The following is a 15472-nucleotide window of genomic DNA, read 5'->3' as shown; positions in this document are numbered from 1 at the left end:
GTGAAGCGTTAGGGTTAACTGACAACGAAATTCTAGAGATTCGGGCTTGCGGGAATACCCTGAACCCCCTCTTTCTGTTGAGCAAGCAGGCTCCGTGCCCGCTCTCCTTCTACGTGGCAAGTCGCAAGGGCTCCGTCAGTTTTTCCGGGACGAGCAGCGCCTCGATCTGCTCTTTGGTGAGTATGCCCAACGATTGCGCAACCTCGTCGATGGGCGCGCCGGTGGCCATCGCCGTCTTGGCGATGAGAGCGGCCTTCTCGTAGCCGATGATCGGGTTCAGCGCCGTGACCAGCGTGATGGACTCGCGCACGCGCCGGGCCAGCAGTTCCCGGTTGGCCTCTATGCCGGCCACGCAGTTCGCCTGCAGCGTCAGGCATGCATGGCTCAGGTGCGTGATGCTCTTGAACAGGCTCCAGCCCATGATCGGCTCGAAGGCATTGAGCTGGAGCTGGCCGGCTTCGGAGGCCATCGTCACGGTCATGTCGTTGCCGATCACCTCGAAAGCCACCTGGTTCATCACTTCGGGGATCACGGGGTTGACCTTGCCCGGCATGATCGACGAGCCGGCCTGCCGCGGCGGCAGCTTGATGTCGCCGAAGCCCGCCTGCGGGCCGCTGGACAGCAGCCGCAGGTCGTTGCAGGTCTTGCTCAGTTTGGTCGCCACGCGTTTGAGCACGCCCGACAACTGCACGAAGGCGCCGGTGTCCTGTGTCGCCTCGACCAGGTTGTGGGCCTTCACCACGGGGATGCCGCTCTCTTCGGCCAGGAACTTGCACGCCATCTCGGCGTAGCCCGCCGGCGCATTGATGCCGGTGCCTATGGCCGTGGCGCCCAGGTTGATCTCCTGGATCAGGGCACGGGCCTCGCGCAGCCGGGCCTCGTCCTCCTCGATCATCACGGCGTAGGTCGAGAACTCCTGCCCCAGGGTCATGGGCACGGCGTCCTGCAGCTGTGTGCGGCCGATCTTGAGCACATCGCCGAACTCCACGGCCTTGGCCTCGAAACCCTTGCGCAGGATGGCCATCGATTCGAGCAGCCCGTCGATGCCGGACCACAAGGCCAGGCGCACGGCAGTGGGATACACGTCGTTGGTGCTCTGCGAGGCGTTGACATGGTCGTTGGGGTGCAGCAGGTCGTAGCGGCCTTTTTCGTGGCCCAGCTTTTCCAGCGCGATGTTGGCGATCACCTCGTTGGCGTTCATGTTGGTGGAGGTTCCAGCGCCGCCCTGGATCACGTCGACCACGAACTGCTCGTGGAACCGGCCGGCAATCAGTTCGTCGCAGGCGCTGATGATGGCGGCGGCGCGCTTGTCATCGATTGCGCCGAGTGCGGCGTTGGTGCGGGCCGTCGCCTTCTTGACGTAGCCGAAGGCCCGGATCAGGTCGGGCATCGCCGAAATGGCCGTGCCCGAGATCGGGAAGTTCTCCACCGCCCGGGCCGTGTGAACACCCCAGTAGGCCTCGGCGGGAATCTGCTTCTCGCCCAGGAAATCTTGCTCGACCCGGAAGTTGGAGGACATTGTTACAGCTCGTTTTGGGATGGCGCGAACTGTAGGGGCCGCCTCGTGCAAACGCCAATGCTGTTTGCAAAGGCCCTTTATGCAAAAGATTAATAACCCCGAAAAAGCATCACTTGACGGTACTGCTGCCGGCCAAATAGGCCCAGAGTGCCTGAGCTGTACCCTTGGGCGCCTCTTTGCCTAGGGGTTTCTCCCGATAAGCGCGCACGTCCATCATCATCTCCAGGCCCTTCATTTCGGGCGGTGCGGCGCTGACCAGGCGGCGCGATCGCAGCTCCTTCTTCACCGCGCTGTGGGGCAGGAAAGCGACGCCATGGCCTTCCAGCGCCATGACCTTCAGGCCCTCGGCCATGTCGGTTTCGTACACCCGGTCCAGGTGAATGGCCGTGCCCGACTGCTTCAAGATCAGTTCGGTCACCCGCCCCAGGTAAGCGCCCGGCGCGTAGCCCAGGTAAGGCAGGGGCTGGCCGGCGCGTCCCGGCAGCTTGAACATCGGCTCGCCGTTCGAATCCGCCTTGCAATAGGGCGACATGATCTCCTGCCCCAGCGTGACCATCTCGTAGCGGTCGGCATCCAGCTGGAACGGCTGCGAGGGGTGGTGATAGGCGATCAGCAGGTCGCAGCCGCCCTCCACCAGGCGCATCACCGCGTCGTGCACGTTCAGTGCGATCAGCCGGCTCTTGATCGGGCCGAACTTCTCGCGCAGGGACGACACCCAGGCCGGGAAAAAAGTGAAGGCCAGGGTATGCGGCACGGCGAACTCGATCACGTCCTGCCCGGCCGCCGAGTGCCCGCGCAGCATCGCCCGGGTGCTCTGCAGGGCCTGCAGCATCTCGAGCGACTGGGAATACAGCGTCTCGCCTGCCGGCGTGAGACGCGTGGGGTACGAGCTGCGATCCACCAGGTCGGTGCCGGCCCAGGCCTCCAGCGCCTGGATGCGGCGCGAGAACGCGGGCTGGGTCACGTGGCGCAGCTGGGCGGAGCGGCTGAAACTGCGGGTCTCGGCGAGGCTGACGAAGTCCTCTAGCCATTTGGTTTCCATGCGGCGATTATTGCGGGACCGGCTTACAGGGTCCTAGGGATTCAATCGGCGGTCTCAATGCGAACCAGCTTCATCCGGCCGGAAGCGCCGCTTTTGATGGAAACGGCGGACTTGCGGCAAGCAAACTGCTTGGCCACCAACGCAATGAGTTCCTCGTTGGCCTTGCCATCGATGGGAGGCGACTTGAGCTGGGCCAACCACACGCCGGGGCTTTGTTCTTCCAGCGCGCTGACGCGGGCGTTCGGCTTGACTTTGACCTGGATAACCTTGATGGAAGGGTCAGGCCGCATTCTCGCCCACGGTGCGCGTCAGATTGACACGAGCTTGCTGCTCCAGGAGACCGAAGAAGTGCGGCGTGCTGTAGATGCGCGGCCTTGCGATGAACGACTGAAGTATCGCTCGACGCTTCTCGCGGAACATAGCTTCAGGAACGAACGAGTACTCCTCGCGGATCTGGCGCTCGTACTCCGCAAAGCGCGGCTCGGCGGCGCCCAGAATCGAGAGGTCAACGTCGACGAGAAGCTGCTCGTCGGGGTCTTGGGGTGACGCCGTGTGCTTGGTGGCGAGGACCAGCGCTGCGACGCGCGCGCGGACCTCACTCGGAACGCCGACGCCAGAAAGCCTGCCCTGTGCGAGATGGGCGCTTTGCTCCTCGTTGTCACTGCGCTGCAACTCGTAGACTGCGTCGTGGAACCACAGGCCTGCTTCAACCTCTGCAGGATGAGCCGCCAGGTGCGCTGCCGACTTGAAAGTGGCGATGCACTCTCGCAAGTGCTGCAGCGTGTGGTACTTGCGCCATGGCTCCGAGTAACGAGCCAGCAGCTCTTCGTATGCGGCAGCACCGTCACCTGTCGCTCCGAGGCCCGCCCACATCCGGCGCCACGAGGTGCTGAGAAGGTTCTCCACTTGCGGCCGAACATTTGACATGGAAGGGTTAGGCCGCTGGTTGAACAAGGTTGATGAGGTTTCCACAGGTATCTTAAAACAGGACCGTGGTGGTGGGGCCCATGCGGCTGGAAATGAGCCTAGGCGCTTCTCGATGCGTTCCCATTGGCACGCTCCCATGACTCGATAGGACCTGGCTGAACACGAAACAGCGGGTGGCACTCTGCAGAGCTGATCGCGGACGGTTGTTTGCATTCGCGCGCGGCCGATCTTGCTGCGATCGAAGGAATAGCCGCGGGCGGCTGCCTCGGCGTGAATGCCTCGCAGGTACGAACTGATTGCAGAAAGCGGCGCTGATTGAGAGCGAAAGCGCTCAAGCTGCGGATGATTTCGATAGCCGCGGGTATTGCCGGCCAGTACGGCGCGAGCCAACAGCGCTTCTCGCCACAGCGCGACAAGCCCTTGGGGGTCGAGATACCGAGGATGCAACGACCAGAGCCGCATTTGAGGCGCGCCTACCCTTCCTCAGGCATCTTTCCTGACCAGTTAGAACTCATAGAAAATCCCCGCCGCAACAATCGCCAATATGAGGATCACCAGGCCGACGGCAGTGAGCTTGCGTGCCCGCCGAGACTCTTCTGCCGTCGTAGGCGTGGCCGGCAGGAACAAGGAAACCGTGAAACTGAGGGGCCAGAACAATAGAAGGCCCCAAAGAGGCCAAGACGATCCGTACCAGAAAGCAAAGCCAAGTGCGCCAATGAGGAAGGGCAATGAGAAAAGAGCGACTGCGGCAGAAAACCGAGCGTTCGAGTAGGCAAGACCTCCGCATACCCGGCACCGAGCAGGGCCACCCTTGCTAGAGAACAGTTTGCTTCCAACCGATAGGCCGTCTTGATCGCAGTGGGGGCAGCGCAACTTCATGAGTTCTAACGTTTGACGCAACCGTCTGGTTTGTAGACGCGTTGCGTGGAAGCGAGGGCATGCCTCACAGCCACCGCCGGACCCTTGCCTTGTACGATGCGTATTCCGCACCGAAGAGCTCCGACAAGGCCCGCTCCTCGGGCTTGATTTGGAGTTCGTTGATGTAGAGAACGAACACCGGCACAAAGAGCAGCGCGAGCCAGCTTGACAAGTACGAGGTCCACGCAAGCAGGTACAGCAGAAGACTGAGGTACATGGGATTGCGCGTGAAGCGAAACACGCCGCCGGTGACCAGCGACGATGCAGCACCGGGCTTGGTTGGGTTCATTGTTGTTTTTTCCCTTAGAAACGAGAGCATGGCGGCGACGCCGAGAGTTAATCCAGCGGAAACAAGAACAACTGCAACACCCACCCGAGCAGCGAACGGAACTGCGACCGGCGCAACCATCGAGGAAGCGAGCCACATGAGCAGGCCAAAGAGCAACGCCACGGCCGGCGGCGGAACCTTCACTCTAAGCGAAACCATATAAGGAACACTGTGCGCGGCAGGACCGATTGAAGAGCCCGATGCATTCAGCCTTCGCCGCTAGCAGCCGCCTCCAAGGCTTCACGCAGCAGCCTTCCAGCCCTGGCGACCCCTTGCCTGCCTTGCGCCAACACCTGATGGTAGTTGGGCCAGATGTGGAACATCCTCGGCCAAATCTCCAGCCGCACGCTCACATCGGCGAGACCCGCCGCGCGGGTGAGTGCGATCGCATCATCCAGCAAAGCCTCCGTGGCGCCCACGAAGATCGTCAGAGGCGCGATCCCGCTCAGATCGGCGAAAACCGGCGACGCGAGGGGCGTCTCTCTTGGCCGCTTTCCCAGGTACTGTTCGGCCAAAAATTGCATGGTCTCGCGGTTGAGGACCGGATCTCGCTTCGCGTTGCGGCTGTAACTGTCCGCGGTCGCTGTCATGTCGACCCAGGGCGAGAGAAGAAGCGCGCAGGCTGGCTGCTGCGTGCCCAGTTCTTTCAGCCGTACGAGCAACGCCACGGCTAGGCCCGCTCCTGCGCTATCGCCGGCGACCGCGATCTGACGCGGCTTGAAGCCGGAATCCAGGAGGAATCTGTATCCGCTGACCGCATCTTCCAGGGCCTGCGGAAACGGGAACTCGGGAGCGCGCCTGTAATCGAGGGCGAGCGTTCTCATCGTCGCCGCGCGACCCACCTCACTCACGAGGTGGCGGTGGCTCTTCAGCGAGCCCCAAGCATATCCACCGCCGTGCAGATAGAGGATGACTTCGCTGGTGCTCGCGACGGGCGTGGACGTCCACTCAGCGGGAACGCCGTGCGCCCCCACCTGTTCCACACGGACGTCCGCTGCCAGCGGGAAGATGTCTCCTTGAGCTTCGTAGGCCGCCCGACGTTGCTCAGTGGCGAGGGATGCCGGCCGTGCACGAAGCATGGCTTCCAGTCGTTCAAGCTCATTCATCGGAACACCTCTTTCAGCACAACGGATCCCAGGGCCCCTTAAACACGCACCTGATTGGGCACACTAAGTATGAATGAGGCGACCGCCACCGAATGACCAGTTTTCCCAAGACGTTTCTTTGAAGCAAACCATGACATGTTCGGGATCGAGCCCTTGCTGGGATAGGGAAGCCATGAGTTCTTCGAGCAGTTTCTTCTTGACCTTGACGCTCCGACCGACGGACCAGAGGATCTCGACCAGGACGAAATTCTCGGTTCGTTCGGACTTCAGATCTGGATAGCTCGGATCGAAGCGAAAGTCTTCATTCTCGAGTTCGATGACGCGTTGAAACTTGTCTGTGACTGGAACGCCTGACGACACGAGCGCTGCGTGCACAGCGTCAAGAACGCCGGCCTTGAACGCGGCAGACTTTGGCTTGCGAACGGTGAGCGTGACGAGTGGCATGCGTGGCTCCTGGAGTGCCTAGCGTTTGACAATAGCGGTTAGGCTTCACTTAGGTAGCCGCGCTCCAGCTGCTGCTGTTGATTCTCGAAGATTGCCATGGCTGTCTTCATGCGCAGGAAGCCAAACTTCCGGTAGAAGGCCTCCTTGCCCGGAACGGCATAGAGGATGATCTTCTTGTGCCCGCGGGACCTCTCGACGAGGTGGCTGACGATCTGTTTGCCCAGCCCAGTGCCTTGATGGCTCGGCAGGACAGCGATGTCGCAGATGTAGGAACAGTCCGCACCATCAGCCAGTGCCCGACCCGCTGCGACGAGACGAGCGTTCTCATATACGAAGCATCGGAACATGCTGTTAGAGAACACGGTCTGCAGCTGCAACGGCTTCTTGTCTCCAAGCGGGGCTGCCCGGTACAGCGCGGAGAGTTCTTCCCAGTCGACTCCGTCGGTGGAGTGTTTCCATTCGAGCGCCACGCGATCTCTCCTCATGAAGCAAGCCACGACGGCCTGGGCCCATCCTCCAAACGTTCGAATGCGAATATAGCCGCAATGGAGCACGTGCGCTCGATGGAAGGGTTAGGCGGCCGGTTGCAGAAGGACCTCACGGCTTGCCCTTCCTTGCGCGAATGGAAGCGAGCTGACCCGGAAAGCCAGCGGTAACTCTCGACCGACGCCTCACTGCCCGATGTACTCAAGCTTGCGAAGCAGATGATCTTTGGCTTCCGAGCCGCGGAACCAGGAGCCATTGCGACTGAATCGCATCCCGAGGCCTCCAGCTTGGAAAGCAAGGAATGGATCTCCAATCGCACTGGCGCGGCCGTTGGACCAGCGAAGGCTGCACCGCACAGGAGCGCGAGTACGATGGAAGGAAGAGTGCGAGTCATTTTCGTGCCGCCCAACGTTTGACATGAGCGATGGAAGGGTTAGGGCGTGTCGTGGTTGGACTACTTGAGCTTTCGATCTTCACGCTTCGCCTCCGCCATTGCTTCTGGCTCTAGCTCCTCAGCGTAGCGATTGAAACGGATGAAGACACCCCAACAGGCAAGGAGCACTCCGGCGGCCAACAAGATGCTCGCCGCATACAGCAGTTGGGTCGGATCTTCGTGTACGGCCTTGAATGTAGCAACGAGGCCTTCGATCACTAGCGCAACTACGACTACGACCAGGAATCGCGACAAAAAACGCCTCACGCGCGTGGGCGCACTGATCTGCGCGTCACGAACCACTTCCTCCTCAGTGATGGTTTGTGCGATCTGAAGGGCTACCACTGCGGCAGCAAGTAGGCCTACTGCTTCTATGATTCCTTGCGCTGCTTGCAGGTTCAGGCCGGTGACAAAGGCGAACCAACCCATCTTGGCCGCAATCATGATGAGCATGATCGCCGCGCAAGCGAAAAGAGCGGCCATCAAGGCATGGACGATCGAGAAGGCGCGCAACAGAGCTTTCATTTGGCAGATGGCGACATAGACGGTCGCATGACTGTATGCACACACTCTAACGTGAAAATGAAGATTGACATGTTGAGTCCGTCCTTCATCTTCAGCCCACCCCGGATGGCGTTGATCAATGCCGTCGCGGTCGGGCTGCCGATGATGCGCCCGGTCCGCGCAGCCACCTCGATCGCGAGCGATCAGTCTGGGCACCAGGTGAGCCGATGTCCTCCGACGCGAAGCCCTCGATGACGGACGATCTCGCGACGTCTCGGCGGCCTGAGGCGCCCGGGCACCGAGTTTCCGGTCAATTGACCTTAATCAAAGAGGACGGGCGACGCAAAGGCAAGTATCTGGATTCTGGCAAAAGGGGCGCCCCGGACGTGGGGTTTCTCGGTCTTGTACTCATGGAGGGTCATCATGAAGCGTGTCGTTGTTGATCACTTCGGCGGGCCCGAGGTCTTGAGGGTGGTCGAGGACAAGGATCCCCGACCGGGTCTGCATGAGGTCCGCGTTCGGGTTCTGGCCGCCGGCGTGTCGTTCACCGACGCTCAGCTGCGTGCTGGTACCTACCTCGGTGTGCCAAAACCGCCGTTCACGCCCGGTTATGAGCTTGTTGGCGTCGTCGAGGAGTTGGGAGCGGGCTGCTCCCGCCTGCGCGTCGGGGACCGTATCGGCGCTCTGACGGTGTGGGGCGCCGACGCAGAGCGGGTCTGCGTACCGGAGGCGAACGCGGTCGAGGTGCCCGAGGACCTCGACCCGGCGGAGGTCTTGAGCCTCGTTTTCACGTACATGACCGCCTACCAACTGCTTCACCGCACGGCGAAGGCGAAGCGCGGTGAGGCAGTGCTCGTACATGGCGCGGCCGGCCGGGTGGGCACCGCGGTCCTCGAGCTGGGAGCGGTGGCCGGGCTTCGCCTCTACGGGACCTGTTCGGCCCGCGACCGCGCTGCGGTCGAGCGGCTCGGGGCGGTGGCGATCGACTATCAGAACGAAGACTTCCTGGCTCGGGTGCGAGAGTTCCCCGACAAAGGCGTGGATGTCGTGCTCGACGGGATCGGCGGCGCGCTGTCGCTGCGCTCCTTCCGCGCGCTGCGGCACGGTGGGCGACTCGTCGTATTCGGGCATTACGCCGCGCTCGTGCAGGGGCACAAGAGCTGGCGCGGGTGGATCGAGTGGTATGCGGCGACCGCGGCCGTTGCGCTCTGGGGCTTACTCTCGCCTCACCGGCGGGTCCGCACCTACCGCATTCAGAAGCTGCATGAGGGTCATCAATGGTTTCCCGTGGCTACACACCGCCGAGCGCTTCCGGTGGGCGGAGGTCCCCGCGACCCAGAGCGCTTCCGCGAGGACTTCCGCGCGCTGCTCGAGCTGCTTCGGCGCGGCGAGATCCACCCGGTCGTCGCCGAGCGCATGCCGCTCACCGAGGCGCGACATGCGCACGAGTTGCTGGAGAGTTCCGCGGGGGTCGGAAAGCTCGTGCTCTTGCCGTAAAGCCGGCGAAGACGCTCTGATGGGCTTTGGCGGGCAACCCAGGTCGGTGGCGTCAGAGGGTTAGGCATCGCTCTTGCCAAGTAACAACTGTTCGTTCTTTTGGTCATCCCTGCGCGTGTAGCGGGGATTGCTGGTTTCGCGTCGAACCCTCTGCCGGCTCAGGCTGACGGGGGCGGCAAGCGGCTGAGAATATCCAGCATCGCAGGCGAAATGTCCGTGTGGTGATGGACAAGTTTCCAGGATCCGGCTTCTCGTCGATAGATATTTGTTACTCGATGCTCCAGACTGACTGGGTGCCCGGCCATCTTGAACTGGCCATGCTCGATACCTACCTCATAGGCCATGTCCCCGGCGACCTGGATGAGTTGATCCTTCAGTTCAATCTTCGCGTCTGAAGCCACTTTGGCCACTCCGTCAAATGATTCCTTCACTGCATCCCAGCCGACTTGTCGGCCACCGATCGGGTGCAGGGTCGTGACGCCTGCGCCGTGCGACCAGATGTCTGAAAGTGCGCCGGCTTCTCCGTTACCCATACGGTTCAACCCGGCATAGAACTGCTCTGACGCCTTGCGGATTTCGTTGTCTGTTGACATGAGTAATCTCCAGTTGTTGATGCGCCACAGGGGCTTATGATGCGATTCGGGACGAGTCGCACCAGAAATTAATGGTAGGACAATGGGTCTGAAGAGCAACTCCTTTTTGCTAACGCGGAATGTCCTCCAGAGCTGGTGGCGACGACCGGGGGCCGCGTATGGACTAAGCGATGCCTAACGAATGAAAGGGACTTCATCAACTCGCTAGGCAGGCGAAGCGTGCCGCCACGACGTCCGTCTGGGCTGACCTGTTAGGCGTCTGGACGAGGTCGCGCACGGGATTCATCTTCCTCCTTGGCGCAATTTGCAAAGCCACTCAGGGTACGCATCTTCTTCTGAAATCCATCGAGTCCTGCGTGGCGCTTGGCCAGCGGGGTCATCGCTGTGAACAGCGTGGGCAAAGGCCGCGGCTGATGGCTACACGCTCGGCGTCAGTCCGCCCGGGCCATGCACAACGACGCCCTCCAGCGCGTCGACCGGTTCGTTCCATGGCGCGCTCTCGATCATCTGCTGCGCGTCCCGCAGCCCCGCCTCCCATCGCTGCCGTATGCCTGCGCCGCTGAAGTCGATGTCCTTGAAAAAGTCCTCGCTATCAAGCGTCGGCGCCAACAGCCGAACGATATGCATGGTTGTGCCGCAACCGTAGGCTGTCAGTTCGCGGCAGCCGGTGCTCTCTCTCTTCGATTCGGGCAGATGCTTGGCCAGTTCCCGGATGACGTGACGCAGTTGGTGAAGTTCCTTCTGCCGCGCAATGTGCGTATCGGTGCGGCTGGCGTACTGGATGTCCTTCTGCCGGCCCATCACTTCCCATATCGACTTCGGCTCGACACCGTTCGGCTGCCATACGTTGACCGCGAAGATCACGGAACTGCGCCGGGGGCTGTCGTCGAGGACCGCCTCAATGGGCGTATTCGAGTACACGCCCCCGTCCCAATACGCCTCGCCGTCGATGCGTACCGCGGCAAACGCGGGCGGCAGCGCTGCAGACGCCATTACGTGGTCGAGGCCAAGAGGAGCGTCACGACTGTCGAAATACTTCAGCTCGCCACTGCGCACGGAGACCGCGCCCATCGTCAACCGCGTCTTCGCATGCGCTAGGACATTCAAGTCCACCAGCGACCCGAGCGTCTGCCTCAGCGGTTCAGTGGAATAGTACGAGGCTTCATCGAGCCCGACGGGGGCAAGCGGCCCCGCCCATGCAGCGGGACGCGGACGATAGAAGCTCGGGATGCCCTGAAACAGGGCGCTCCACATTCCAGTGGCCGGCGCTTTCTCCAGCCGTTGCCAGAACTCGCGAAGCCGCGGCAGACGGTTGCCCGGCGTGTTTCCGGCGATCAGCGCACCGTTGATCGCACCGATCGACGTGCCGATGACCCAATCCGGCTCGATGCCCGCATTCGAGAGCGCCTCGAATACGCCGGCCTGGTACGCGCCCAAAGCGCCGCCGCCCTGCAGGACCAGGACGACCTGTCCGGGAAGCCTTTGCCGTTTCGTTTTCATGTGCAGTCCGATCTCGCGATTCACACCGAGGCGCAAGCCCACGCAAACTGCGCCCCGCGCTTTGATTAACGCTGGGCAGTGCTCGCTCGAGGTGACAGGTTCAGTCTGCCGGCCTGAGCCAAAGCCGTTTCCATAGTGATTTCCACCGCGTGATGCGCAGGCGTTGATGAGTGAAGGTTGGACCTGCGCGGGGAGAGCCTGTTCATCATCTCCACGTACAAGGGCTTCCCTCTTTGTGAAATAATAAAGGGCAGCGATGAGCGACTGCTCATCGTTTGAGTTCAGCCGCGGGTGGCAGCCGGCGAAGGCGGCTGACGCACGTCGGCTGCAATGAAGGGTTGGGCGTCACGTTCCTCCAGACGAGGAAGGCAGGTCAAGCAATGAGGTGCGATGCTCGATCGTTCCTTCCTCGTTGAGTCGCCGCTGCAGTCGGCTTCGCCACTCAGCTCGATCCATGGATCCCGGTGCCGCCTGAACCATCGCCTGGGTCACGGTGTATATCTCGTCGTCTGAGAGCGCGAAGTCGAGCGGAACCGAAACAGGAGGCATGTACCACGGGGTCTGCGTGAACAGTTCGATCCTGTTGCCCTCTGGGTCTAGGAAGTACACAGACCAAGACCCACCATGGTTGGTTGGATTGAGATCACGAACCCCGAGCGCGAGAATCTTTGCATGCAGGCGCCGGAGTTCGGGGAGCGACACGACCCGGAACGAGATCTGATTGAGCGTCGAAAGGCTATGTGACGCGCGCCCGGGGACTAGCACGATCTGGTGATGTTCGTCTGGGTTTCGCGACAGGAAGACGACGTCGGCACCGCGAATGTGGGCCTGATCGGTGATGGAGAAGCCGAGTACGCCGGTATAGAAGCTGACCATCGCGGCCATGTCCGCAACGTACAGACCGATGTGTGAGAACGCCATCCTCGGTGCTTGGTCCATGATCAACCTCTCTGACGCTCCGGCGCGTGCGTGGTGTGTGACGCCCAACGTGAAGATGACCGGACCACCAACATGAGCGGCGAAGCCGCCTCCTGCTGTTGTGGGTCCGTGTCGATTGCCATGTTATCCGTCCCCTTCCCGCATGGCGCTCGCGGTGCTAGACTGAACACCATGAACGCCCGCGTAGACCACCTGCTTGATGAGGTTCTTGGCCTCCCGGCCGAGGAGCGCTCAGCCTTGGCGGTTGCTCTTCTCGACAGCCTTGAGACGGCCGACGAGGCGACGGTGTCCGAGCTGTGGCGCGCCGAGGCAGGCCGACGCCGCGCGGAATTACGTGCGGGGCGAGTGCAAGCCGCTCCCTGGACCGAAGTTCGCCAGCGCCTCAGTTCCCTGTGAGTTCCTTCGACGTTGAGGTACTGCCCGAAGCGGAGGCAGAGGCCCGCGAGGCATTCCTCTGGTATTTCGAAAGAAGCCCAATGGCAGCCGATGCGTTTCGGGTTGAGCTGTTCGATGCCATCGATGGTTTGAGCGAAACGGCAGAGGACTGGCCGGAAGACCAGGACGGTTTTCGCCACTACCATCTCAGGCACTTTCCATACACGGTGATGTATGAAGTTCTTGGCCGGAACGTGACCGTCTTTGCGATCGCGCATCAACGTAAGCGCCCAGGATATTGGCACGATCGCTGACACGCACCGACGACAGCGATTGACGGATAACGTAAAAATGACCGGACCACCACCATTCGCGGCGAAGCCGCTTTCTGCAGATGTGGGTCCGTGTCGATTGACATGTTATACGGGGACACTCACACCTCCCGCGGTTCGTGGACGCTCGAGGTACTTCCCCGCCATTTGGAGAAGACAGCTGCAATTTGTGACTTCCCATAGGCGAGATGCTTCCTTAGAAGGTCATCGGACACCAACCCGAGCAAGCTATTCAGTGAGTTGTTAATCGCGAGCCCTACGATCTCATCTGATTCATCCACATTCGGCCAAGCATCAACAACAGCCACTACTTGCGCAGGCTCAACTCCCAAGAGGGTTTGAAACTCCCAGTCATGCGGGATTACGCGGCCCGACGCCACGCACTTCAAACATGCGAAAACCAGCGCGTTCTCTTCGGGCAGAAGGTCAACCAGCGGCATGTCCCGTTCCCGTATAACGTTTGACATGAGGCGCGGCCGCAAGCAGGCGAAGCCTGCTTGTGGACGTCCCCTCGATGGAAGGGTTAGGGCGCACCGTGGGCCAAACGCCGAAAGTGCGCTCCCTGAAGCCCCGCAGATTGCCATGCAGCGCGAAGTGACTCAAGGGCGAATAGCTCACCGAGAACCTGCGGATGCCCCGGGGCTGGAACGCGGAAGCAAGGGGGCAGCCGTGTTCGGCTTGGCTTGAGTTTCACGCTCACAAAGTGAAATGGAACTGGTGGCTCTAGCGGGATGGTGTGGATGGCGATGGAGCATGGAAAGTCAATGACGTCGTGACTGACCAGCGGGACGTGAGCCTTGAAGCTTCTGCTACCCAGCACTCGAAATCTGCAGTCCACAAACTCGGTGTCGGAGCAGCCTTCCGAAAGAAGAAGCTCATACCCGGCCTCTGAGAAGACAGGGATCCAGCCAAACAGAAGTAGGTCGCCTACGGGGACTGCCTTTTCAAGAAGACCCTTGCCGTCGGGGCGAATCAGTTCAAGCGTGAGGGGCGCACTTCCGAGCGACTCTGCGATCGCTCTCCTCACGGTGGCTGGCGAGATGCCGCCTTTCAATGTGGCCGCGAGCAGGTCTTTGTCTGCAAGGAACGTGGCAGGCACCGTCTCGGCGACTTCCAATGACCAGAGTGCGTCAGACATATGTTCCGTGCGCCCTAACGTAAAAATGACCGGACCACCAACACCAGCGGCGAAGCCGCCTCCTGCTGTTGTGGGTCCGTGTCGATTGATATGTTATCCGTCACAGGGCGCCCTCCGTGAGCTCGATGTCGTTCTCGGCCGCCCATGCGCGCAGTGCTCGTTCCACTCCACTCGCTTCATAAGCGTACCAAGCCTCAAGACTGCCCCGTTCCGCCAGCAAGTCTTTGAACTTCGCGTATGCGCCCGGCTTCGCAAAGAAGCCTCTGACTTTCCCAGAGCAGTCGGGCAGTTCTTGCGCGGTGAATTCGAGCGCAAGGCTTCGTCCCAGATCGAGCTCCGTCTTGCTTGGGACCATGAGATACAACGTATCGTCGTCCGCATCCTCCGGAGGATCGTCGCCGGTGTCATCAAAGTCAGAGACAAGCGATATTTGTCCCGATTCCCGGCTCACATACGCCAAGTTCTCGAAAGGCCCATCCGCGCTCGCCCACTCGAAGGCATTGAGGAGTTCAGACAGGCTGACGCGAGTGCTCATATCACACTGACGGATAACGTTGAAGGTGACCGGACCGCAACACTTGCGGCGAAGCCGCCCCCTGCAGTTGCGGGTCCGTGTTGACCGACCAGTTAAGCATCACCAGCACTCCCATAGGCAAGATCGTACCCCGGCGCGGCATTTCCCCCGATGGTGAGACGAACTCCTTGTTCTAGCAGTGCATGGGCGGCAGGCCCCACCCAATAGGACTGTACGCGTTTGAACCGCTTGCCGATCGCCAGCGCGAATGCCCGATGAATATCGGCCGCTGGGCCGGCGCTAGCGGTTGTGCCAATAACACCAGGCAGCAGGACGTCGCGACCGCACGCACGCCCAAGCCGTAACGTTGCGCTCGCAGGGTTCGCCAGCTCATCGACCGCAAACAGCGTTCCGCCGCTGCGCTGCGGTACGGAACGGACCTTAACCGCCAGCTCAGATGGTGTGACCAAGAACGCTGAGTCGGCGCGTGACTGCGGAACAGGTAGATTTGCGCCAGACTCAAACTGAGTTAGCGCTGCAGAAGTGAACACTCCAGCGGCGACGTATGCGACGCGATGGTAAGCACGCGGTGATCCCGTCTTGACGACGGCCGCGGTATCAGATTGCCGCCGAAGCCGGCTGCCATCTGTGCGGCAGCAGTTCGTCGATGCGGCTGGCCGGTTGGGTGGGCAACCGTTCAAGGACGTCGCGCAGGTAGGCGTAGGGGTCGTGTCCATTGAGCCGCGCCGAGTGCACCAGGCTCATGATCGCCGCGGCGCGCTGGCCCGCGCGAAGCGATCCGGCGAACAGCCAGTTCTTCCTGCCTGTGGCGATGGGCCGGATCTGGTTCTCCACCCAGTTGTTGTCGGCGGGCAGA

18 protein-coding genes and 1 pseudogene are annotated in these 15472 nt (G+C 61.4%); 3 read left to right on the top strand and 16 right to left on the bottom strand.

The annotated features are described in order from the left end of the window. Nucleotides 1–109: 109 nt before the first annotated feature. The 10 genes and pseudogenes from aspA to HNE04_RS10385 form a co-directional block, all read right to left on the bottom strand. Nucleotides 110–1519 (bottom strand): aspartate ammonia-lyase, encoded by a 1410-nt coding sequence (gene aspA / locus HNE04_RS10425; RefSeq protein ID WP_172218539.1) that lies wholly within the window; start codon nucleotides 1517–1519, stop codon nucleotides 110–112. A 109-nt stretch (nucleotides 1520–1628) separates the two neighbouring features. After that, entirely contained in the window at nucleotides 1629–2561 is a 933-nt protein-coding gene (locus HNE04_RS10420; RefSeq protein ID WP_172218537.1) for a LysR family transcriptional regulator, read from the bottom strand. Nucleotides 2562–2602: 41 nt separating this feature from the next. After that, nucleotides 2603–2851, bottom strand: a complete 249-nt coding sequence (locus HNE04_RS10415; RefSeq protein ID WP_172218535.1) for a DUF167 domain-containing protein — start codon at nucleotides 2849–2851, stop codon at nucleotides 2603–2605. Then, the gene (locus HNE04_RS10410) at nucleotides 2841–3467 is read right to left on the bottom strand and encodes an HD domain-containing protein (protein WP_328700313.1); all 627 of its coding nucleotides are present in this window, start codon (nucleotides 3465–3467) and stop codon (nucleotides 2841–2843) included. The genes HNE04_RS10415 and HNE04_RS10410 overlap by 11 nt, the downstream gene beginning before the upstream one ends. Nucleotides 3468–3728: 261 nt before the next feature. Beyond that, nucleotides 3729–3950: pseudogene (locus tag HNE04_RS28020) on the bottom strand (pyrimidine dimer DNA glycosylase/endonuclease V); the annotation flags it as partial. A gap of 481 nt (nucleotides 3951–4431) precedes the next feature. Beyond that, nucleotides 4432–4878, bottom strand: a complete 447-nt coding sequence (locus HNE04_RS10405; RefSeq protein WP_328700306.1) for a methyltransferase family protein — start codon at nucleotides 4876–4878, stop codon at nucleotides 4432–4434. A 62-nt stretch (nucleotides 4879–4940) separates the two neighbouring features. Further along, nucleotides 4941–5840 (bottom strand): alpha/beta hydrolase, encoded by a 900-nt coding sequence (locus tag HNE04_RS10400; RefSeq protein WP_172218531.1) that lies wholly within the window; start codon nucleotides 5838–5840, stop codon nucleotides 4941–4943. A gap of 63 nt (nucleotides 5841–5903) precedes the next feature. After that, a complete protein-coding gene (locus HNE04_RS10395; protein WP_172218529.1) occupies nucleotides 5904–6284 on the bottom strand; it encodes a tautomerase family protein in 381 nt (126 codons plus the stop codon). A 38-nt stretch (nucleotides 6285–6322) separates the two neighbouring features. Continuing rightward, nucleotides 6323–6754, bottom strand: a complete 432-nt coding sequence (locus tag HNE04_RS10390; protein WP_172218527.1) for a GNAT family N-acetyltransferase — start codon at nucleotides 6752–6754, stop codon at nucleotides 6323–6325. 470 nt (nucleotides 6755–7224) lie between these two features. After that, nucleotides 7225–7728, bottom strand: coding sequence for a hypothetical protein (locus HNE04_RS10385; protein ID WP_172218525.1), 504 nt, complete (start codon nucleotides 7726–7728; stop codon nucleotides 7225–7227). A gap of 402 nt (nucleotides 7729–8130) precedes the next feature. Between HNE04_RS10385 and HNE04_RS10380 the strand changes: the two genes are divergently transcribed. Continuing rightward, nucleotides 8131–9204 (top strand): medium chain dehydrogenase/reductase family protein, encoded by a 1074-nt coding sequence (locus HNE04_RS10380; RefSeq protein ID WP_172218523.1) that lies wholly within the window; start codon nucleotides 8131–8133, stop codon nucleotides 9202–9204. Nucleotides 9205–9362: 158 nt separating this feature from the next. On the opposite strand, the gene HNE04_RS10375 is transcribed toward HNE04_RS10380, so the two are convergent. The 3 genes from HNE04_RS10375 to HNE04_RS10365 form a co-directional block, all read right to left on the bottom strand. Next, entirely contained in the window at nucleotides 9363–9797 is a 435-nt protein-coding gene (locus tag HNE04_RS10375) for a YybH family protein (protein ID WP_172218521.1), read from the bottom strand. 417 nt (nucleotides 9798–10214) lie between these two features. Further along, nucleotides 10215–11297, bottom strand: coding sequence for a patatin-like phospholipase family protein (locus tag HNE04_RS10370; RefSeq protein ID WP_172218519.1), 1083 nt, complete (start codon nucleotides 11295–11297; stop codon nucleotides 10215–10217). A 345-nt stretch (nucleotides 11298–11642) separates the two neighbouring features. Further along, a complete protein-coding gene (locus tag HNE04_RS10365) occupies nucleotides 11643–12218 on the bottom strand; it encodes a VOC family protein (RefSeq protein ID WP_268904896.1) in 576 nt (191 codons plus the stop codon). 189 nt (nucleotides 12219–12407) lie between these two features. Between HNE04_RS10365 and HNE04_RS10360 the strand changes: the two genes are divergently transcribed. Both HNE04_RS10360 and HNE04_RS10355 read left to right on the top strand, forming a co-directional pair. Next, nucleotides 12408–12632, top strand: a complete 225-nt coding sequence (locus tag HNE04_RS10360) for an addiction module protein (protein WP_172218515.1) — start codon at nucleotides 12408–12410, stop codon at nucleotides 12630–12632. Next, the gene (locus HNE04_RS10355; RefSeq protein WP_172218513.1) at nucleotides 12629–12925 is read left to right on the top strand and encodes a type II toxin-antitoxin system RelE/ParE family toxin; all 297 of its coding nucleotides are present in this window, start codon (nucleotides 12629–12631) and stop codon (nucleotides 12923–12925) included. The genes HNE04_RS10360 and HNE04_RS10355 overlap by 4 nt, the downstream gene beginning before the upstream one ends. A 119-nt stretch (nucleotides 12926–13044) precedes the next feature. On the opposite strand, the gene HNE04_RS10350 is transcribed toward HNE04_RS10355, so the two are convergent. The 3 genes from HNE04_RS10350 to HNE04_RS10340 all read right to left on the bottom strand — a co-directional run. After that, nucleotides 13045–13383 (bottom strand): hypothetical protein, encoded by a 339-nt coding sequence (locus tag HNE04_RS10350; protein ID WP_172218511.1) that lies wholly within the window; start codon nucleotides 13381–13383, stop codon nucleotides 13045–13047. A gap of 798 nt (nucleotides 13384–14181) precedes the next feature. Beyond that, nucleotides 14182–14616, bottom strand: a complete 435-nt coding sequence (locus HNE04_RS10345) for a hypothetical protein (RefSeq protein WP_172218509.1) — start codon at nucleotides 14614–14616, stop codon at nucleotides 14182–14184. A 597-nt stretch (nucleotides 14617–15213) separates the two neighbouring features. Beyond that, the coding region (locus tag HNE04_RS10340; protein WP_172218507.1) for a transposase domain-containing protein at nucleotides 15214–15472 on the bottom strand (259 nt) is incomplete at its 5' end.

This window comes from Caenimonas soli, assembly GCF_013155545.1.
GTDB classification, from domain to species: Bacteria; Pseudomonadota; Gammaproteobacteria; order Burkholderiales; family Burkholderiaceae_C; genus Ramlibacter; species Ramlibacter soli.
The sequence above is the reverse complement of the archived record's forward strand: the minus strand, read 5'-3'. Positions and strand labels throughout refer to the sequence as shown.